The organism is Pseudomonas sp. RIT778 (genome assembly GCF_019718735.1).
Classification (GTDB): Bacteria; Pseudomonadota; Gammaproteobacteria; order Pseudomonadales; family Pseudomonadaceae; genus Aquipseudomonas; species Aquipseudomonas aphyarum.
The window spans coordinates 1-17,785 of the sequence record NZ_JAIHBA010000033.1; the positions used below are offsets into that span (position 1 = coordinate 1).

A 17,785-nucleotide genomic window follows, 5' to 3' on the forward strand; every position below is an offset into this window, starting at 1 on the left:
TTGGGGATCGGGGTTTTGATGGTTGGCGCGTTGTTGCTGGCCGGGTTGAGCCGCCTGGTGTCGACACCTCGGCAGGCTCTGCAACGGAGCGTAGATTAGAAGGACACAACCGCCGGCTGCGACAACCGCAACACCGACAAATCCCCCGTAATCCGCTTATAAGCCAAACGAATCGCCTCAATGTCACTCTCACGTTTCGCGCTGCTTTCGTGCAGGATCACAATCACCTTGGTCGCCAGTCGCTCGGGCACTTTCGCGTCGTGGTCCTTCCACTGCCCATACGCATCGAACACGCTGAACCCGTCCGGGAACCGCGTCGTTACTTCCTGATCGAGAAACTCGCGCCAGCGCGCCGGGCTCACCACGCCTTCCTTGCCTTCCAGCGGCCCCACCGAGAAGTACAACTCGGTGCGCACCCACTGCGCCTGCGCCGGTCGCGTGGCATCGCCTTGCAGTGTGGAACTTGCGGGATCCTTGGTATGCACGGAAACCGGAGGAGGGCTGGCACACCCGGCGACCGCCAGGAACAGTGCTGCCAGTAGTAAACGTTGCGGCATGGAACTTCCTTATTGTTAAGAACTGTCCCGAATTATAGAGGGGACGGTTAATAGCCATAAAAGATTAAAAAGTGGATCGTCGGTGAACTAATGGAATAAGCAAGCAAAGTGAAAATAATGCCCTCCGGTTAGAACGATTATTTCTTTAAGTTATTTGCTTGGTGTTAGATCGCATATCCATGACATTTAAAAACCTGCTCCCGCATTTGCCGGATCTGTCATGGCGTCTACTCTGCTGCTGCAACGGTTCAAGTCGCACGGAACGCTGCACTTGAAGCGTTTGAACAGCAGTTTTTGCTGCTCGATGGACAGCTTGTTGCGGACTTCCCAATCCTTAGAATCCGCTCCATCAACTTCTCATCCAGTTCTTAATCCTCAGGGAGCTACACCATGATGAACGCCATGCAGATGCAAATGCCGATGAACGCCAACATGCCGATGATGCCGATGACGGGCATGCCGATGATGATGGCGACCATGAGCTGCGACATGATGGACGACGGCATGATGTGCAAGATGATGCCGGCCGCTGGCATGGACATGGCCATGTTCAAGAACAGCGCTGAAATGATGCAGATGATGATGGACTGCGGCATGCCGATGATGATGCATTGCGGCAACATGAGCATGATGTGCATGTCCCCGGCGGCCATGGCCATGCCGATGATGAACATGATGATGCCGATGCCGATGATGGGCATGCCGATGCCATCGATGAAGTGCGTGATGGAATGCACCATGATGGCCGACTGCATGATGTGCAAAATCATGCCGATGCCGGGCATGAACATGGACATGATGAAGAACTGCTGCGCCCTGATGATGAAAATGATGAACGACTGCAGCATGCCGATGATGATGAGCTGCAACGGCATGCCGATGATGTGCTGCACCTGCTAAGTCTTCAGGCATGAAAAAGCCCGACCGGGAAATTCCCGGTCGGGCTTTTTGTTGTCTGTCTGTCAGTCCAGGCGTTCGGGGTAGGTCACCACCAGATACGCCACCGCTTCACTGTCGGCGGGGTTGCGGTATCGATGGGGCTGGTCGGCGTAAAACAGAATCGAGTCGCCCGTCGACAGCAGATAGCGCTCGTCGTTGACGCTGATCTCCAGCACGCCCTGAGCCACCACCAGGTTTTCCTGCACGCCCGGGCCATGGCCCTCGGATTGATCTTCGCCCAGCGGGCTCAGGCGCAGTTCATAGAATTCCGACTGGCGCGCCACATCAAAGGGAAACAGCGCGCGGCTGACAAAGGCACCGCTGGCACTGACCAGCCGCTTGCTCTGGCTCGCCGACAACACGGCTACGCCTTCAAACGCGCGGTGCTCCAGAAATGCCGCCACCGACACCTTCAAACCCTTGGCGATTTTGCACAGCACCTTGATCGACGGCACGCTGCGCCCGGACTCGATCTGCGCCAGCATCGCCCGACTCACGCCACACTGGCGGGCAAGGGCATCGAGCGACAGGTGCCGCTTGCCGCGCAGGCGTTGCAGGTTCTGCGCGACGCGTTCACAGATCGGGTCTTCTTCCAGGGATTCGAGGTTGTTCAGATCCAGCACAGGTTCATCGGCGCTCGCCAGAAAGCGCGAGGGTTCACGCGCGTTCACGCTTGACGCGTCTCGCTGGAACGAGCGGCCTGCACCCACTGGTAAGCCTGATAACCGGCATTGCGCGCATACATCTCCCACATCAGCCGGGCCTGTTGCTGGGCGTGGCGGCGTTTGCGGTAGACGGCGAAGTCGATCAGGTTGTCAGTCGGTTTCATGGCGCACTTCACTGTGTTCAATGACGGGATGAGGTGAGAGTACGCCGAGATTTTTATAACGATAAATAATGATTGTTTATTTATTAATTCAATTGAGTTCTATATGAAATGATTGGCGCGCCGATGGCAACCGGCGCGCCGATCCTTCATTTGCTGGCGTTCAGCACAATCCTGTACCGCGCCTTGCCGCTGCGCAGATGGTCGACTGCTTCATTGACCTTGCTCATCGGAAATTCCTCCACCTGCGGCAGGATCTGATGCCGCGCGCAGAACTCCAGCATGGTCGCTGCCGTGGCGGGCGAGCCGACTGGGGAGGCTGACAGGGACTTTTGTTGAGGGATGAGATTGAACACATGCACCGGAATCGCGTCGGGCACGATGCCGACGAAGTGCAGCCGGCCCTTGCCGCGAAGGGTGGCGAGCATGGCCGTCCAGTCGAGGTTGGCGTTGGCGGTGATCAGCAAAAAGTCGAGGGTGCCGGCAATCGCTTTCAGCGCCTCGCTGTCGGTCGAGGCGACGACCTTGTGGGCACCGAGGCGTTTGGCTTCGTCCTGTTTGCTCAGGGAAGAGGTGAAGGCTGTGACGTCGCAACCCCAGGCATTGAGAAACCGCAGCGCCAGGTGACCGAGGCCGCCGATGCCCACCACGCCGACCCGATCGGTCGGCTTGATGTCGAATTCCACCAGCGGATTGAAGACCGTGGAGCCGGCGCAGAACAACGGGCCGGCGAGGGCCGGGTCGAGGTTGTCCGGAAGTTTCAGCGCCCAGGCCCAATGGGTGCGCAGCCGATCGGCGAACCCGCCATGGCTGCCGATGATCGTCGGTTTGGCGGTGGCGCAAAGGTGATGGGAACCACCGATGCAGGACGAGCAATGCATGCAGCTGCCCTTGTACCAGCCGATCCCCACACGCTGGCCGACTTCCAGGCCGCGCACCTGCGGGCCTGTGCGCACGATGCGGCCGACCACTTCATGGCCGGGAATGAACGGGTATTGGCTGATGCCCCAGTCGTTGTCGATCAGCGACTGGTCGGAGTGACAGACGCCGCAATATTCCACGGCGACTTCGACTTCTTCATATCCCAGCGGGCCGGGGTCGTAACTGAAGCGCTCCAGCGGCGCGCCGGCCGAGGTGGCGGCCCAGCCGGTGAATGTCGTGGGTTCGGTGTTATTGCTCATGGCACACCTCCAGGTCTGGCGCTGCGGGCGCAGCCTGAAGAGTCTAGCGTGTCATCGAGCGGGCGCTAGCCAAGTGTTCAGCACGCGCCGGTCGAGTTCTTCCCAGTCCGCCATACCCAGCACTCGGGTGGTATTGAGGCCGCGCAAATAGCCGCGCAGTTGATTGGCCGCGGCCCGCACCGACTCCGAATTGTCCGCTGACTGGCCCAGCACGGTTTCGTATTCGACCAGGTATTCGGCCACCCGGTCGCGGAATTCGGGCAGGACGGCATCGCGGATCAGATCAAAGGTTCGCACGGGTAATCCTCATCTGTTTTCGTTGTGATTGAGTGTGCAGCAGTCTGCACGCCGCGCAACTATTGGTTCAAGTAATAGTGACCATCAAGAAACGCAAGTTCTGCTTTGGCGCCGATGGGCGGAAAATCGCCTCCATCGAACACACCGCTGAAGGAATTGCGCGATGAAGACTTTGACCCGACTGGCTGTAGTCGCCCTGCTGATGGGCGGGGTGGCCGCTTCCGTAGCCCCAGCCTACGCAGACGACGCCCGGTCGTGCCATTTTCTGCCCGTCGCCGGCAGCAGCGCCGCGCTGCAGCACTCGCAAACCGTCGGTGTGCTGTACAGCGAAAACACCCTGGACAACCTGCAATACCTCGAGCGTTACCACGATGTAGCGGTGAACGGTGCCAAGGATGCGCTCGATGCGCGAATCCGTGACGCCTTCGTCGACAGCTCCGATCCGGAACTGGCCATCGACTGGCTGATGAGTTCGCTGCAACAACAGTTTCTCTCGGTGACCGTCTACGACAGCCTCGATGCGCTGGTGCAGGCCCATCCGGACGTGGTGGTGATGCTCGACACCCACAACCGGCTGCTGACCCAGCGCAACAGTCAGGTCGAAGCGCGGTTTGCCGCACGCTTCTACGACGCCAACCTGCAATACATCGGCAAGGCCGAAGGCGCGGTGGAGAAGCAACTGCCTTCGGTGTGGGTACACAACAAGGCAGCGCCCGAAATCGCTGCCGGGATTGAACAGCAGCGCGACCTGCAACTGAGTGCCTTGAAGCAGTTCGATGACTCGCTCAAAGCCCTGGTGAGTGCAGGCTGAGCACCTAAAGCAGAAACGGCAACGGCAGTGCCCGTGACACTGAACGTTGCCGAAGAACCGAACCTTTTATTTTCAGGATTTTATCCATGCGTGCCTTTTTTATCCCTGCCATGGCTTCTGCCAGTTTGTTGCTGACCGCTTGCGCCTCTGCGCCGAACGATCCGACGCTGACCCTGCAGACGCACAAGACGCCTGCCCAGTACGCCGAATGCGTGGTGCCGAAACTGCAGGGCAGCGCGCTGAACCCGACGGTTTCGCAGACCCAGCGCAGCTACCGGATCGTGGTGCCGAGCAAGGTGGCGGCGGACAACGTCCTGGAAGCCTACAAGGCACAGGACGGCGGCAAGGTCTTTTTATATGAGCGCCACTTGCTGGCGTCGAGTTTCATGCCGTCGAGTTTTGAACGGGCTGCCCAGGAGTGCCTGTAACGCCTGACGATTAACGCTTTTTGACGATGCTCCTTTGGTTGGCCGCAACCAACCAATTCCTTTGCCCCGCACCTTGCGGGGCTTTTTTTGCCCGGCGTTTGGCGCAGTCGGCGCTACGCTGGATAGCGGAAAAGGTTTTCGGGAGAACAAGGATATGAAGAAGGACAGCAGCGGTGCGGCGACCGAGAATCCCTCTGTGCTGATCGACGCAAGAATCAAGGAACTGAACGACTGGCGCGGCCAGAAGCTGGCCGAGATCCGCGCGATCATTCATGAGGCGGATCCGGAGGTCGTCGAGGAGTGGAAGTGGCGGGGTGTTCCGGTCTGGTCACACAACGGCATCATCTGCACCGGGGAAACCTACAAGGCTGTGGTGAAAATGACTTTTGCCAAAGGCGCGGCGCTGGAGGATCCATCAGGACTGTTCAACGCCAGTCTGGAGGGCAACACCCGGCGGGCGATTGATGTTCACGAAGACGACAAGATCGATGCCAAGGCTCTGAAAGCGCTGGTGCGTTCGGCGATTACGTTGAATACAAAGAAATGATTTGCCGTTGAGGCAGAGGTGAAGCGGAGGAGGGTGAAACGAGGGAGAAAATGGCAGGGGCGGCTGGATTCGAACCAACGCATGGCAGGATCAAAACCTGCTGCCTTACCGCTTGGCGACGCCCCTGTAGCTATTGGTTTCAGTCCCGGGAGGACCTCTGCAACAGTGGGCGGCACTTTACCAGCGCTCTTGCGTTCTGTGAACCCCTGAAGCCAATAAATTTCAGGGAAAACAGCTACTTATTTCCCGGACGGTATCGCCGGTCAGGTTTTTCGGGCTTTTCAGCGAACGCCATGCAAGCCGGCGCGACCGCTGTAGCCCGAAAACCTGGCAAAGACCTGCCTCGACGAACCGATCAGTTGCCGTCCGCAACCTTGCGTTCGATTTCGTCGACCTTGCGTTGCAACGCTTCAGCGTCCTGCTCCTTGGTGCGGTTCGACGAGGGCGTGATGACCTCATCCACGCCGCGGGTGTCGTCGTCCGGGTCCTCAAGATCGCGTTTCACCACATTGACCGGTTTGCCGGACGTATCGGTGGGTGGAGCTTTACTGTCGTTGTTCATGGCGCTGACCTCCGTTGGCTTAATCGTTGGATGCAGCGCCACTGAGCGAGTTCGAGATTTTTCGTGGCGAGCGGGCAAACGGCAGCCGTCACCGTCTCAGCTCAACGAACCCGGCACTCCCGCCAGCAAACCGGTCAGCGTCTTCATGATCGCCTGCTGCCGCGCCCGGTCGGTCAGGTGCCGGGCCTCGGCGGCGGCGACATCGGCGTGGCAGTGCGGGCAGATCGATTCGTGCGGCTGGATGTATTGCAGGCAGTCGCGGCAAAGGGCCAGTTGCGTCGGCAGGCGTCCTTCCTCGGGCGAGGACTGGCCCTGATTGATCCAGGCCAGTTTGATCACTTGGCCGCTGTCGCTGACGCTGCTGACTTTTTCGCCGGTGTCGATGCGTTCGGTGATCAGGTCAAAACGTCCGACGGCAAACGAGCGTTGGGCGGCGTCTTCGACTTTGACGATGCGCTCGCGCAGACCCTGTTTTTGTAATTCCAGGGTTCGGTAATGGCAGTAAGGATTGTTGCCGGGTTTGCCCAGCAGCGAATGCGACGTCCAGGTGCAGCCGCCCCGGCAGACGTCGTTGTAATAGCAGCTTCGGCAGTAGCCCCACAGGTCATCGACCGAGCGCAGGCGGCCGAAGTGCATGCCTTCGCTGTAATGCCAGATGTCGTGCAGGCTCATGTTGCGCACGTTGCCGCCGGAGAAACCGACGGTCGCCAGTGACGGGCAACCTTTCACCGTGCCGTCTGCTTCCAGCGCCAGCACGGTCTGGCCGGCCGCGCAGCCGCTCCAGTGCACGCGCTCGTCACCGAAGCCGCGCCACAGATGTTCGTAAGGGCCGTAATAACCGATGTTGTTGCCGACGTTCATCAGCAGGCCGCGATCCAGTCCTTCGCGATACAACCGGGCGAGCAGCGGCATCACTTCCAGCAGCTTATACGGCTGGAGCAACAGCTCCGGATGGTCGACGGCGTTGCCCATGGCCACCGTGATCTGGATCTGCCAATGGGTGGCGCCGAGTTCGATGATGGTGTCCATCAGCTCCGGCAAGTCGGGCAGCGTGGCCGCGCCGATCTGGGTGTTGACGCTCACCGCCAGCCCCGACGCCTTGGCCCGGCGCAGGGTGTCGACGGCCTTGTCGAACGAGCCGGGCACGTTGCGCACCTTGTCGTGCAGCGGCGCGAGTCCGTCCAGGGAAATGCCGACCCCGTTGAGCCCGGCATCGACCGCTGCCTGCATCTTCGCCGGCGTCAGATTGCGTCCGCCGGTCTGGATCGCGCAGTACATGCCGTGGTCGTGGATGGCGCGGATCAGTTGCGTCCAGTCCTTGCGCAAATAGGCTTCGCCGCCAATCAGGGTGATCTCGCGGGTGCCGAGGGCGGCGAGGGAATCGATCACGTCGAGGCATTCGCGGGTGTTGAGTTCATCGGGGCGTCGATGCCCCGCGCGGGAACCGCAATGCAGACACTTGAGGTCGCAGGCGAGGGTGATTTCCCAGACCACGTGCACCGGCACGTAGCGTTTGAGATCGGTGTCGCTGAGGTAGCGGGCAGGGCGGTTGTCTGTCATGGGAGATCCTTGCGCACGGGCCTGTGCGCGGCACGAGTGGACTGACCTCGATTGGCTGGAAGACCGGGCGCGGTCACCCATGACCGCGCCCGGGCCGTATCGCTTAGCGCGCTTCCAGTCGCGCGATTTCCGCATTCAGCTGCGCAAGGGCACCGCGCAAGGCGTCCTCGTGAGCCAGCTGTTGTTCGCCCTGCTGCACGGCGACTTTCAACTGCGCCAGATCACCGCTGGCCTGAGCCGTTTGCATGGCCACCGCATACAGCGGCTGGACATGATGCTCGGGCGGCAGTGGCTCGAGGCTCGGCGCCTGATGCACGGCGACGTGCCGCACGTCCTGCCACTGGCCGCCTTCGTTGTAGCGGTAATCGACAAAACCGCTGGTCCAGTCGTTCAGAATGCCCTTGAGGTGGAAGGTCTGGGCGATCTGGCTCAGCGGGCCGCTCGGGCTGCCGTCGAGGGTGAGAATGAGGTAGGTCTCGGTCGATGGCGTGAGCCTGGCCTCGGAATAGTCGCCCCAGACCCGGGCATGGAAATTCACCGGTGGCCAGGTGCTTTGAAACACGCTCGCGGTTCCGCTGACTTTTTTGCGGACGGTATCGACCACGATATCGAGGGTCAGAACCGGTGCGCCCAACAGTGAGTTACTGGCGATGAGGCGGGTGTGAAAAAGTCCGATCGACATGATGCTGCTCCCTTGTGAAAGTGATGGTTCCAATTGCCGATCAGCGACTTTGCACGCGGCTGATTTCTTTGTTGGCGTCGTCCACGGCTTTGCGCAGCAGCGGTAATTGCTCCAGCTGCTGTCTGGCCTGTGCGGACAGGCTTTTCATCTGGGCCAGATCACCGCTGGCGATGGCGCCCTGAATCGGCGCGGCATACAGCGGCAGAACCGGTTTGTGCGGCTCGATCACCGGGCCGGGATTGAACGGCTGAAGGACGTTCGACGGCACCTCCACCAGATGCGCCGGCACGTTGTTCAGTTCGTGCCAGCGCTGGCCGTCGAAGTACTCATAGTTGGCCACGCCTTCGCGCCAGTCGGTGCCGACCACCAGATGAATCTTGAAGTTGATGATCGAGTTGGAACCGGGGCCGCCGTGGTTGCCCTGAGCGGTGATCAGGATCTTGCTGACACCGGGCTTCATCACCGTCATGTAGGTGTATTCGCCCCAGACGTCCGAGTCGATGTCGAGCGGCGGATTGGTTGCCTGAGTCACGGCGGCGTTGCCGGTGACATGCTGCTGTGGTGTGGACACCAGCAGGTTCAGCGCAAGATTCTGCGCCCCTGGCTGGCCCGTACCGATCCGGTAGCTCACCGGGAACAAGCCGACATTTTGCTGAGTTGCTGACATGTTGATTGCCTCCATTGCAATGTGGGAAATGGCCTTAAGGTTTTTCCAGTCGAGAAACTTCTTTGGCCAGTTTTTCGTACGCGGTTTGTAGCTCCTTCGCTTCCGGCTTCGTTGAATCGCGCTGCTTCAACAAAGTCTTCATCTGCTGCAGATCGCCGCCAGTGATCGCGCTCTGGATGGCGACGCCGTAGGGCGGGATGTTGTGGTTTGAACCGGTCATATCGAGGCCTTCCTCGTGGGTGTGTGCCGCTCGACCCCTTGCGCAGAAGGGGCGCCTTTCCTGACAGGCAGGCGAACGACATCGGCCAGAATTCCGGCAACCGGGATTCTCGGTGACGTGACAGCCTGATCCGTCGGGATCTGATCAATCCGTAAATCGGGTTCGCGCAGGGGCGACGCCGCAGCGCCGGCTCACGCGCAAGCGTCGTCAGCCAAAACCGTCGGGCCTGGCCTCGGGCGTCAATGAAGGGGTTTGCCGAAAGGGCAACCGGGGGAATCTCACCTGTACGTTGTTCATCTTTCTGTCCTTGATAGAAAGCAACGAAACACAGGGATAGGTCGTTCACTCTTCAAGAGTGCAATACCCGCGCAAGCACAAAAACCATCCCTGATTTTTCTTCCAGTGCCGCTGATGGCGCTCGTCGAGCGACGTTTGCCAAGTGGCCAGCATTTTGCCAGCCACGCAACCCTAGACCCGTTTGTGCGGGGCTGCCAGAAAAAGCGCCGAACGGTCATGTCTGTCCAATGCAGGGATTTTGGCGCACGCACAACCGACCTTTCGGCAGCGTTTTCAAGCGATTGAATCGAGATCGCCATGGGTGCTGAGGAGCGTTCGAAAATGAAAAATGTACGCCGATGTACATTGCGTGTACGCCCCGTGTAAAGTCCGGTCAAAGTCTCAAAGACAGGTGCATTGCAATGACGCAGGCAGGACGGACAAAAAACAAGGCTCAGGATTCAGGATGGCGCGGTTCTGTGGACGTCTGGCTGGACGCCGCGTATGAGGCTTTGAAGGAATCCGGAGTCGATGCGGTCAGGGTAATGCCGCTGGCCAAGCGCCTTAACCTGTCGCGCACCAGCTTCTACTGGTTCTACGAAGATCGGGAGCAACTGCTCGCGGCGCTGCTGGCCCGCTGGCGGGACAAGAACACCGGTGGGCTGGTGGGGCAGTGCGAGCGTTATGCCGAAAGCGTGTCCGAGGCGATCCTCAATGTTTTCGAATGCTGGCTGAACCCTGCGTTGTTCGATTCGCAGTTTGAATTCGCCGTGCGCAGCTGGGCGTTGCAATCGGATGAAGTCGCCGGGCAAATCGCGCTGGCCGACGATGCGCGGATCAATGCGCTGGCCGCTATGTTTCGCCGTTTCGGTTACGAGCCGGGGGCGGCCGATGCCCGTGCCCGGACGATCTATCTCACGCAGATCGGCTACATCTCGATGAAAACCACCGAAGACGTGATCGTGCGGTTCCGGCGAATCCCGCAGTACGTCACCGTGTTCACCGGAAAGTCACCCAAGCGGCGCGAGCTGGACCGGTTTTTCGGTCAGTTCGGTTATGCCGAGACGGAGCCGGGGGTGTTTGTTCCACTGGTGGAAACCTTCGAAGAGGCGCTGCCCGATGACCAATAGAACGCTGGGGATTATCGGCGGCACGGGCTGGCTGGGAAAGGCGATTGCCGAATCGTTGCTGGACCTGGGATTTATCAGGCCGAGTGATCTGCTGATCTCGAACCGCTCGGGCAGTGCTGATGTTGCGCCGGGAGTGCGCGTGTTGAAGGACAACCAGTCGCTGGTCGACAGCAGCGATATTGTAATGCTCTCGGTCCGGCCCGAGCAGTTTCGGGCGTTGCAGATCGATGCCCGAGGCAAAACGCTGGTATCGCTGATGGCCGGCATTTCAGCGTCCACCCTCGGTGCCGCGACAGGCGCGCGAGTGGTGGTGCGGGCCATGCCGAACGCGGCGGTGGAGATCCGCCAATCCTATACGCCGTGGTTCGTGGCCGGCTCCTTGACCGATGAAGAGCGCGACTGGCTGCAGCGATTGTTCGAATGCGTGGGCACGGCGGACGAGGTGCCCGATGAAGACTGCATCGATTATCTGAGCGCGTTGTCCGGTACCGGGCCGGCGTTTCCGGCGCTGTTGTGCGCTGCGCTCGCCAGTCAGGCCGAAGCGGCCGGCATCCCCGCGCGGATTGCGCAGCGGGCGGCACGGGCGGTGGTGGTGGGCGGCGGTCAACTGCTGGCGGGGCGGGAACCGCAAGCTCTGCTGGATGCCTTGATGGCTTATCGCGGGGTCACGGCGGCTGCGTTGCAGTCGATGACCGGGCAGAACCTCGAAGACATCGTGGGTCGGGCCGTACAGGCCGGCGCCCAGGTTGCCCGGCGCGGCCTGTAGTGGGCAGATACGGCGACTTCCCTCCCGACACAGAAGGGAGGGCCACGTTCAGAGGTCTTTCATCAGCCGTAACGCATCGTAAATGGCCGCATGGGTGTTGCGTGCGGCCACGGCGTCACCAATCCTGAACAGCTGAAAACGTCCGTGCGGGTCGGTGACGATGTCCTGCGTCTTGCCGGCAATCAGGTTGTGTTGTTCCACCGCGCCGCCGTTGCTCGAATGCGCGCGCAGGTCGAAATACAAGTCATCCAGCGGGATCGTGCCGTGATTGACCACCACCTGATCCACCACCCGCTGCTTGTGCACCGTACCGTAGTCACTGCCGAGCGTTGCCACCAGTCGCCCGTCGCGGCGCTCGACCGAATCGACGCGATAGGTGACGGTAAAGGTGACATCCAGATCCTGCAGGCTGCGCATGTAGGGCACCAGATTCATCGCCATGACCTCCGGAGCAAAACTGCGGTCGGGGGTGACGATTTCGACACTCGCGCCGCTGGCGGCGATGACCTCGGCAGCCTGTAGCGCGGCGTGGTCGCCGGCATCGTCATAGATCAGGACATGCCGGCCTGGCTTGATGTCACCGGCAATGATGTCCCAGGTCGAAACCACCAGCTCGTTGCCTGCACTGAGCACGTCCGTGTGGGGCAGGCCGCCGGTGGCGACAATCACCACATCCGGTTCATGCTGCAGCACCGTGTCGGTTTCGGCCCAGGTGTTGAAATGAAACTTCACGCCCAGACGTTCGCACTGCGCCATGCGCCAGTCGATGATGCTGATCATCTCGCGCCGACGTTCGCTGAGGGCGGTCAGACGGATCTGCCCGCCGGGGCGATCCGCCGCTTCCAGCACGGTAACGTCATGACCGCGTTCGCCCGCTACCCGCGCAGCCTCGAGCCCCGCAGGACCGGTGCCGATCACCAGCACTTTGCGTTTGCGTGCTGCCTTGGGAATGTCGTGGGGCATGGTGGTTTCCCGGCCGGTTGCCGGGTTGTGGATGCAGTAAGCGGCGCCGCCCTGGTAGATACGGTCCAGACAATAGTTGGCGCCGACGCAGGGACGGATATCTTCCTCACGTTTTTCGATGATCTTGCGCACGATATGCGGATCGGTCATGTGCGCCCGGGTCATGCCGACCATATCGACCTTGCCTGAGGCGATGGCATGGCGAGCAGTGGCGACGTCAGGGATTTTGGCCGCATGGAACGTCGGAAAACCGGTGGCTGCACGGATTTCTCCGGCGAAATCCAGATGCGGCGAATTGCGCATGCCCTGGATCGGAATGACATCGGTCAGACCCGCATCGGTGTCGATGTGGCCGCGTACGACATTGAGAAAATCCACCAGCCCGCTGTCTTTCAGCAGGTGGGAAATCTGTAAGCCTTCGCTGGCATCGAAGCCACCGGGCAAGCCTTCATCGCCGGTGTAGCGCACGCCCAGCAGGAAGTCCTCGCCGACCCGCTGACGGATCCCGCGCAGAATGTCGAAGGTGAAGCGCATGCGGTTTTCCAGCGAGCCGCCGTATGGCCCGTCGAGTTCGTTGGTCAACGGTGACCAGAACTGGTCCATCAAGTGCCCGTAGGCTTGCAACTCCAGACCGTCCATGCCGGCGGCGTGCATCCGTTCGGCGGCGTCCACATAGTCCTTGATGATGCGCTGGATATCCCAGTCTTCCATTTTTTTCGGGAAGGAGCGGTGCGCCGCTTCGCGATGGTGCGACGGCGAGACCACCGGCAACCAGTCGGCCTTGTCCCAGCGGGTGCGGCGACCCAGATGCGTCAACTGGATCATCACTGCCGCGCCATGCTCGTGACATTCGTCGGTCAGGTCCTTCAGCCACTTCACCACCTCATCCTGGTAGGCGAGCACATTGTTGAACACCGGCGGGCTGTCTCTGGAAACGGCGGCGGAACCGGCCGTCATGGTCAGCGCGACGCCGGCTTTGGCGCGTTCGACGTGGTAGGCGCGATACAAATCCTTGGGCATGCCGTCAACCGGGTAGGCCGGTTCGTGAGCGGTGGTCATGATCCGGTTTCTGAGCGTCAGGTTCTTGATTTTGTAAGGCTGCAACAGGGGATCGCTGGACATGGTGGTGCGCTCCGGGGTGGGCTTCATCAGGCTCGGCGACTTGAAATTAGGTCAACTGTACAGGCGTGTCAATCATCGCTGACACAGGTGTACATTTTGCTTGCGCGGTGCTTCGCCCAGGCATAGGATTGCGCCAGACGCCTCAACCGCAAGGCCGTCCAGATTGAGACATACCTGCCGATCCCACCTCCCCAGGAAGACGCTTGATGAACGCTCATTCGCCTTATCGAAATACGCTTTTCGCCCTGATTCTGGCCACGCTCGCTGCACAGGCCCAGGCCGCCGAACCTGCACCCGTGCGCATTGGCTGGGTCAACTGGTCGGACACCGAAATCACCGTCAAACTCGCCAGCGCGGCGCTCCAGGATCACCTCAAACAACCGGTGAAACTGGTGATGGCCGATATCGGCATTCAGTTCCAGGCCCTGGCCAACGGCAACATCGACCTGATCCCGATGGTCTGGCTGCCGAGTACCCACAAAGCGTTCTACGACAAATACAAGGATCGCCTCGAAGACCTCGGCGTGCTGTACGAAGGGCGGATCGGCATGGCCGTCCCGACATCGGTGCCGATCAGCGAAGTGGCCAGTGTCGAGGATCTGAACAAGCCGCAAGTGAAGGAAAAACTCGAAGGCAAGATCCTCACCTCGGAGGTGGGCAACGGCCAGTACAAACTCACGGTCAAGGCGATCGAGGAATACAGGCTTGATGGCTACAAACTGGTGGCGTCTTCGGAAAGCGGCATGCTCAATGAACTGGATCGCAACCTGAAACGGGACAAATGGTCACTGGTCAATGCCTGGAGCCCGCACTGGATGTTCTCCAAATGGTCGCTGCGTTACCTGGATGATCCGAAGCAGATTTTCGGTGGCGCCGAGCAGATCCATGCGATGGCGCGCAAGGGGTTCAGTCAGGAGTATCCGCAGGTGGCGTACTTTTTCGCCCACTACTCGATCCCGCAGGCAGATCTGGAAAGCTTGATGATGCAGGCGCGCCAGACCTCATCGGACCAGGCGGTCGCGGCCTATTACGCGGCCAACAAATCGCGGTTCGAGGCGATGTTCGAACCGGGCACGCAAACCGCCAGCAATCGACAACCCTGATCACGGCGCCGGGGTTCCAGCAAGCACCGGGCCCCGGCTGGCGAGGTGTTGATTCGATGTTATCCTTCGCAGAATGTGTGACAAATAGCGAAGGCGCGCGGCCTATGAACACGAATCGTGACCAATTTCCCTTGCCTGAAGACCTCAAGGTTTTCCTCACCGTCATCCGCAAGAACAGCTTTGCCAGCGCCGCTGACGAGCTGGGCTTCTCACCGGCCTACGTCAGCAAACGCATCTCGGTACTGGAAACCACGCTGGCGACCAAGCTGCTGCACCGCACCACCCGGCGCATCGCGCTGACCGACGATGGAGAGCGGGTGCGGATCTGGGCGGAGAAACTGCTGGGGGATTTCGATCAGTTTCTCGGCGAGATTTCCCAGGCCCGGCACCAGCCGGCGGGCTCGCTGCACATTTGCAGCAGCTTCGGTTTCGGCCGCAATCATGTGGCGCCGGCGATCAGCCAGCTGTCCCGGGCGTGCCCGAAACTCGACATCCGGCTGGACGTGTTCGACCGGGTGGTCGATCTGGTGGGCGAGGGCTTCGATCTGGAAATCCTCGTCGGCGATGACCTGCCGGGCCAGCATCTCGCGCGCAAACTGGTGAGCAACCGGCGCGTGCTGTGCGCCACGCCGGAATACCTCGAACGCCGGGGCACGCCGCAATCTCTCGAAGACCTGAAAGACCACGATTGTCTGGTGCTCAAGGAGCGCAACAACGCATTCGGCATCTGGACCCTGAGCAAGGACGGACAAGAGGAAACGGTGCGAGTGAATGGCCCGTTGTCCTCCAACAGCGGCGAGATCGTGCTGGAGTGGGCCTTGAGCGGTGGCGGAATTCTGTTGCGCTCGATGTGGGACGTCAAACCGATGCTCGAGCAGGGCAGGCTGGTGCAGGTGCTGGACGGCTACACCCAGAGCGCCAACGTCTGGGCGGTCTATCCGACCCGGCTCAGCGAGTCGGCGAAATTGCGGGTGTGCGTGGAGTTTCTGGAAGAGTACTTCCGCGATTTGTCTGTGGAATGAAAACGGGCGGTTCAATGAACCGCCCGTTTTTTTGCCATCAACCCAGCCAAGGATTGTCCGCCAGATGCCGTGCCTCGAAGGCGCGGATCTGCTCGGTGCGTTGCAGCGTGGTGCCGATGGCGTCCAGTCCCAGCAGCAACGACTGTTTGCGCAGCTGATCGATCTCGAATCCGATCTGCGTGCTGTCCCCCAGCTCGATGGTTTGCTGCGCCAGGTTCACGCTGATCCGCGCGGTCTTCGGGACGCTGATCGCCTCGGCCACGCGCTTGAACTGCGCGTCGTCCAGTTGAATCGCCAACACGCCATTACGCTGGCAGTTGTCGTAGAAAATCCCCGCGAACGTGGTGCCGATCAAGGCCCGGATCCCCACTTGCTTCAAGCCCCACACCGCGTGTTCACGGCTGGAGCCGCAGCCGAAATTGGGGCCGGTCACCAGAAACGCCGCGTCCTGCCAGGCCGGCTGGTTGAGCACGAATTCAGGGTTGGGTTCGCCGGAGGGAAGAAAGCGCAGATCGAAGAACAGCCCGCGATCCAGCCCCTGACGATCGATGCCCTTGAGAAACTGTTTGGGCATGATCACGTCGGTGTCGATGTTGGACGCGAGAAACGGCGCGGCGCTGCCGCTGACAGTGTCGAAAGGTTGCATGGTTCAAGCCTCCAGCGCGACGGTGCGCACGTCAGTCAAATGGCCGCTGATGGCGGCGGCGGCGACCATCGCCGGGCTCATCAGGTGGGTGCGCGCACCGGCGCCCTGACGGCCTTCGAAGTTTCGATTGGTGCTGGACGCACAGCGATCACCCGGCGCGAGCACGTCATCGTTCATCGCCAGGCACATCGAACAACCCGATTGACGCCACTCGAAACCCGCGTCGAGAAAAATCTGCGCCAGGCCTTCGTCCTCGGCCTGATTGCGCACCAACGTCGAGCCGGGAACGATCATCGCCCGCACATGGGCCGCCACACGCTTGCCGCGCACCACGCGGGCGACATCACGCAAATCTTCGATCCGCGCATTGGTGCAGGAACCGATGAAGGCATGGCTGATCGTCACTTCGTTCAGCGGCATGCCGGGTGTCAGGCCCATGTAGTCGAGGGCGCGCTGCAGGCCCTGACGCAGGATCGGATCGGGCTGGGCGGCCGGGTCCGGCACGTGCCCTTTGATCGGTGCGGCCTGATCGGGACTGGTGCCCCAGGTCACCATCGGCTCCAGCGCGGCGACATCGAGGATGACTTCGCGATCGAACACCGCGCCCTCGTCGCTGTGCAGGGTTTTCCAGCGCTCTATTGCCTGCTCCCAGACCTTGCCCTTGGGCGCACGCGGCTTGCGTTGCAGATAGGCGAAAACCTTGTCGTCCGGCGCCATGAACGCACCCCGGGCACCGGCCTCGACGGCCATGTTGCAGATGGTCATGCGCGCCTCGACGCTGAGGGCGCTGATGGCCGGGCCGGTGAATTCGATGGCGTAACCGGTGGCGCCGGACGCACCGATTTTTTCGATCAGCGCCATGATGATGTCCTTGGAGGTGACGCCTGCGCCGAGCTCACCGTTGACCGTCACCCTCAGGGTTTTCAGGCGTTTGTAGACCAGCGTCTGGGTTGCCAGCAGGTGCTCGATTTCCGAAGTGCCGATGCCGAAACCGAAGGCGCCCAGTGCGCCGTAAGTGGTGGTGTGGCTATCACCGGCCGCCACCACCATGCCCGGCAGAATGAAACCCTGTTCCGGCGCCACGACGTGTTCGATGCCCTGGCGTTTGTCCAGCACATCGAACAGCTCGATGCCGAAGTCGCGGCAGTTTTCTTCGAAGTACGACACCTGACGCGCACCCCCGGCGTCGGGCATGGTCGCGATGCGTTTCGGTGCGGTGGGGTTCACATGATCGACCACCGCCAGCGTCGCCGCAGGCCGCCACACCGTGCGCCCGGCATCACGCAGGCCGCTGAAGGCTTGTGGACTGGTGTATTCGTTGGCGACCTGGCGGTCGATGTAAAGCAGCATGTGGCCCTGATCGTCGAGGGTGCAGACGGTGTGACTATCGATGTGCTTCTGATACAGCGTTCTCGGGCTGGGCATGGCTTGCGCTCTTTTCTGTCCGGGGCAAAAACAACATGAGGACAGAATATTGATC

The 17,785-nt window shown here is 60.8% G+C and carries 21 protein-coding genes and 1 tRNA gene; 8 read left to right on the plus strand and 14 right to left on the minus strand.

Features of this window, described 5'->3' with window-relative positions; genetic code table 11:
• Positions 1 to 95: 95 nt before the first annotated feature.
• The gene (locus K5E37_RS22200) at positions 96 to 557 is read right to left on the minus strand and encodes a DUF3574 domain-containing protein (RefSeq protein ID WP_127797851.1); all 462 of its coding nucleotides are present in this window, start codon (positions 555 to 557) and stop codon (positions 96 to 98) included.
• Positions 558 to 947: 390 nt separating this feature from the next.
• Here K5E37_RS22200 and K5E37_RS29505 point away from each other — a divergent pair, with 390 nt between their 5' ends.
• Positions 948 to 1,457, plus strand: a complete 510-nt coding sequence (locus K5E37_RS29505; protein WP_007955499.1) for a hypothetical protein — start codon at positions 948 to 950, stop codon at positions 1,455 to 1,457.
• 62 nt (positions 1,458 to 1,519) lie between these two features.
• Here the strand turns inward: K5E37_RS29505 and K5E37_RS22210 are convergent, their stop codons facing one another.
• The 4 genes from K5E37_RS22210 to K5E37_RS22225 form a co-directional block, all read right to left on the minus strand.
• On the minus strand, positions 1,520 to 2,110 hold the full coding sequence (locus tag K5E37_RS22210; protein ID WP_165369529.1) for a helix-turn-helix domain-containing protein: 591 nt from the start codon (positions 2,108 to 2,110) through the stop codon (positions 1,520 to 1,522).
• A 53-nt stretch (positions 2,111 to 2,163) separates the two neighbouring features.
• Positions 2,164 to 2,325, minus strand: coding sequence for a hypothetical protein (locus tag K5E37_RS22215; protein WP_007955494.1), 162 nt, complete (start codon positions 2,323 to 2,325; stop codon positions 2,164 to 2,166).
• A gap of 146 nt (positions 2,326 to 2,471) precedes the next feature.
• On the minus strand, positions 2,472 to 3,503 hold the full coding sequence (locus tag K5E37_RS22220; protein WP_221535154.1) for an NAD(P)-dependent alcohol dehydrogenase: 1,032 nt from the start codon (positions 3,501 to 3,503) through the stop codon (positions 2,472 to 2,474).
• Between the two features lie 51 nt (positions 3,504 to 3,554).
• Entirely contained in the window at positions 3,555 to 3,800 is a 246-nt protein-coding gene (locus tag K5E37_RS22225; protein WP_085604716.1) for a hypothetical protein, read from the minus strand.
• A gap of 163 nt (positions 3,801 to 3,963) precedes the next feature.
• Between K5E37_RS22225 and K5E37_RS22230 the strand changes: the two genes are divergently transcribed.
• From K5E37_RS22230 to K5E37_RS22240, 3 genes are all read left to right on the plus strand, one after another.
• A complete protein-coding gene (locus K5E37_RS22230) occupies positions 3,964 to 4,611 on the plus strand; it encodes an ATPase (RefSeq protein ID WP_085604713.1) in 648 nt (215 codons plus the stop codon).
• Between the two features lie 86 nt (positions 4,612 to 4,697).
• Positions 4,698 to 5,039 carry a hypothetical protein gene (locus tag K5E37_RS22235; RefSeq protein ID WP_007955484.1) on the plus strand — a complete coding sequence of 114 codons (342 nt, stop codon included), beginning with the start codon at positions 4,698 to 4,700 and terminating at the stop codon, positions 5,037 to 5,039.
• A gap of 154 nt (positions 5,040 to 5,193) precedes the next feature.
• Positions 5,194 to 5,586 carry a DUF1801 domain-containing protein gene (locus K5E37_RS22240; RefSeq protein ID WP_221535228.1) on the plus strand — a complete coding sequence of 131 codons (393 nt, stop codon included), beginning with the start codon at positions 5,194 to 5,196 and terminating at the stop codon, positions 5,584 to 5,586.
• A gap of 51 nt (positions 5,587 to 5,637) precedes the next feature.
• Here the strand turns inward: K5E37_RS22240 and K5E37_RS22245 are convergent.
• The 6 genes from K5E37_RS22245 to K5E37_RS22270 all read right to left on the minus strand — a co-directional run bounded on the left by K5E37_RS22245 (position 5,638) and on the right by K5E37_RS22270 (position 9,277).
• Positions 5,638 to 5,712: transfer RNA gene (locus K5E37_RS22245), tRNA-Gln, on the minus strand.
• A 229-nt stretch (positions 5,713 to 5,941) separates the two neighbouring features.
• Complete coding sequence (locus K5E37_RS22250) at positions 5,942 to 6,148, minus strand: hypothetical protein (protein ID WP_221535155.1); 207 nt, start codon at positions 6,146 to 6,148, stop codon at positions 5,942 to 5,944.
• A 96-nt stretch (positions 6,149 to 6,244) separates the two neighbouring features.
• Positions 6,245 to 7,708, minus strand: coding sequence for a GDL motif peptide-associated radical SAM/SPASM maturase (locus K5E37_RS22255; protein ID WP_221535156.1), 1,464 nt, complete (start codon positions 7,706 to 7,708; stop codon positions 6,245 to 6,247).
• A 103-nt stretch (positions 7,709 to 7,811) separates the two neighbouring features.
• Complete coding sequence (locus K5E37_RS22260) at positions 7,812 to 8,390, minus strand: DUF1842 domain-containing protein (protein ID WP_221535157.1); 579 nt, start codon at positions 8,388 to 8,390, stop codon at positions 7,812 to 7,814.
• A 40-nt stretch (positions 8,391 to 8,430) separates the two neighbouring features.
• The gene (locus K5E37_RS22265) at positions 8,431 to 9,057 is read right to left on the minus strand and encodes a DUF1842 domain-containing protein (protein ID WP_221535158.1); all 627 of its coding nucleotides are present in this window, start codon (positions 9,055 to 9,057) and stop codon (positions 8,431 to 8,433) included.
• A gap of 34 nt (positions 9,058 to 9,091) precedes the next feature.
• The gene (locus K5E37_RS22270) at positions 9,092 to 9,277 is read right to left on the minus strand and encodes a DUF1843 domain-containing protein (protein WP_041475227.1); all 186 of its coding nucleotides are present in this window, start codon (positions 9,275 to 9,277) and stop codon (positions 9,092 to 9,094) included.
• Between the two features lie 698 nt (positions 9,278 to 9,975).
• Here K5E37_RS22270 and K5E37_RS22275 point away from each other — a divergent pair.
• A complete protein-coding gene (locus K5E37_RS22275) occupies positions 9,976 to 10,683 on the plus strand; it encodes a TetR/AcrR family transcriptional regulator (RefSeq protein WP_085604695.1) in 708 nt (235 codons plus the stop codon).
• Positions 10,673 to 11,449: a pyrroline-5-carboxylate reductase gene (locus K5E37_RS22280; protein ID WP_085604692.1), complete on the plus strand. Its 777-nt coding sequence runs from the start codon at positions 10,673 to 10,675 to the stop codon at positions 11,447 to 11,449. Before K5E37_RS22275 ends, K5E37_RS22280 begins: the two co-directional genes overlap by 11 nt.
• Before the next feature lie 48 nt (positions 11,450 to 11,497).
• Here the strand turns inward: K5E37_RS22280 and K5E37_RS22285 are convergent, their stop codons facing one another.
• On the minus strand, positions 11,498 to 13,534 hold the full coding sequence (locus tag K5E37_RS22285; RefSeq protein ID WP_221535159.1) for an NADH:flavin oxidoreductase: 2,037 nt from the start codon (positions 13,532 to 13,534) through the stop codon (positions 11,498 to 11,500).
• A 206-nt stretch (positions 13,535 to 13,740) separates the two neighbouring features.
• Here K5E37_RS22285 and K5E37_RS22290 point away from each other — a divergent pair, with 206 nt between their 5' ends.
• Together K5E37_RS22290 and K5E37_RS22295 are read left to right on the plus strand one after the other, a co-directional pair.
• Positions 13,741 to 14,637: a glycine betaine ABC transporter substrate-binding protein gene (locus K5E37_RS22290; protein ID WP_085604684.1), complete on the plus strand. Its 897-nt coding sequence runs from the start codon at positions 13,741 to 13,743 to the stop codon at positions 14,635 to 14,637.
• A gap of 104 nt (positions 14,638 to 14,741) precedes the next feature.
• Positions 14,742 to 15,659, plus strand: coding sequence for a LysR substrate-binding domain-containing protein (locus tag K5E37_RS22295; protein WP_039773187.1), 918 nt, complete (start codon positions 14,742 to 14,744; stop codon positions 15,657 to 15,659).
• A 37-nt stretch (positions 15,660 to 15,696) separates the two neighbouring features.
• Here the strand turns inward: K5E37_RS22295 and leuD are convergent, their stop codons facing one another.
• On the minus strand, positions 15,697 to 16,305 hold the full coding sequence (gene leuD, locus K5E37_RS22300) for a 3-isopropylmalate dehydratase small subunit (protein ID WP_221535160.1): 609 nt from the start codon (positions 16,303 to 16,305) through the stop codon (positions 15,697 to 15,699).
• A gap of 3 nt (positions 16,306 to 16,308) precedes the next feature.
• Positions 16,309 to 17,730, minus strand: coding sequence for a 3-isopropylmalate dehydratase large subunit (gene leuC, locus K5E37_RS22305; RefSeq protein ID WP_221535161.1), 1,422 nt, complete (start codon positions 17,728 to 17,730; stop codon positions 16,309 to 16,311).
• Positions 17,731 to 17,785: the final 55 nt, after the last annotated feature.

What these genes read in the sequence shown, in the direction of transcription:
- K5E37_RS22200 (WP_127797851.1), bottom strand. Translation starts at nt 557, where the DNA reads ATGCCGCAACGTTTACTACTGGCAGCACTGTTCCTGGCGGTCGCCGGG.
- K5E37_RS29505 (WP_007955499.1), top strand. Translation starts at nt 948, where the DNA reads ATGATGAACGCCATGCAGATGCAAATGCCGATGAACGCCAACATGCCG.
- K5E37_RS22215 (WP_007955494.1), bottom strand. Translation starts at nt 2,325, where the DNA reads ATGAAACCGACTGACAACCTGATCGACTTCGCCGTCTACCGCAAACGC.
- K5E37_RS22220 (WP_221535154.1), bottom strand. Translation starts at nt 3,503, where the DNA reads ATGAGCAATAACACCGAACCCACGACATTCACCGGCTGGGCCGCCACC.
- K5E37_RS22230 (WP_085604713.1), top strand. Translation starts at nt 3,964, where the DNA reads ATGAAGACTTTGACCCGACTGGCTGTAGTCGCCCTGCTGATGGGCGGG.
- K5E37_RS22235 (WP_007955484.1), top strand. Translation starts at nt 4,698, where the DNA reads ATGCGTGCCTTTTTTATCCCTGCCATGGCTTCTGCCAGTTTGTTGCTG.
- K5E37_RS22240 (WP_221535228.1), top strand. Translation starts at nt 5,194, where the DNA reads ATGAAGAAGGACAGCAGCGGTGCGGCGACCGAGAATCCCTCTGTGCTG.
- K5E37_RS22250 (WP_221535155.1), bottom strand. Translation starts at nt 6,148, where the DNA reads ATGAACAACGACAGTAAAGCTCCACCCACCGATACGTCCGGCAAACCG.
- K5E37_RS22255 (WP_221535156.1), bottom strand. Translation starts at nt 7,708, where the DNA reads ATGACAGACAACCGCCCTGCCCGCTACCTCAGCGACACCGATCTCAAA.
- K5E37_RS22260 (WP_221535157.1), bottom strand. Translation starts at nt 8,390, where the DNA reads ATGTCGATCGGACTTTTTCACACCCGCCTCATCGCCAGTAACTCACTG.
- K5E37_RS22265 (WP_221535158.1), bottom strand. Translation starts at nt 9,057, where the DNA reads ATGTCAGCAACTCAGCAAAATGTCGGCTTGTTCCCGGTGAGCTACCGG.
- K5E37_RS22270 (WP_041475227.1), bottom strand. Translation starts at nt 9,277, where the DNA reads ATGACCGGTTCAAACCACAACATCCCGCCCTACGGCGTCGCCATCCAG.
- K5E37_RS22275 (WP_085604695.1), top strand. Translation starts at nt 9,976, where the DNA reads ATGACGCAGGCAGGACGGACAAAAAACAAGGCTCAGGATTCAGGATGG.
- K5E37_RS22280 (WP_085604692.1), top strand. Translation starts at nt 10,673, where the DNA reads ATGACCAATAGAACGCTGGGGATTATCGGCGGCACGGGCTGGCTGGGA.
- K5E37_RS22285 (WP_221535159.1), bottom strand. Translation starts at nt 13,534, where the DNA reads ATGTCCAGCGATCCCCTGTTGCAGCCTTACAAAATCAAGAACCTGACG.
- K5E37_RS22290 (WP_085604684.1), top strand. Translation starts at nt 13,741, where the DNA reads ATGAACGCTCATTCGCCTTATCGAAATACGCTTTTCGCCCTGATTCTG.
- K5E37_RS22295 (WP_039773187.1), top strand. Translation starts at nt 14,742, where the DNA reads ATGAACACGAATCGTGACCAATTTCCCTTGCCTGAAGACCTCAAGGTT.
- leuD (WP_221535160.1), bottom strand. Translation starts at nt 16,305, where the DNA reads ATGCAACCTTTCGACACTGTCAGCGGCAGCGCCGCGCCGTTTCTCGCG.
- leuC (WP_221535161.1), bottom strand. Translation starts at nt 17,730, where the DNA reads ATGCCCAGCCCGAGAACGCTGTATCAGAAGCACATCGATAGTCACACC.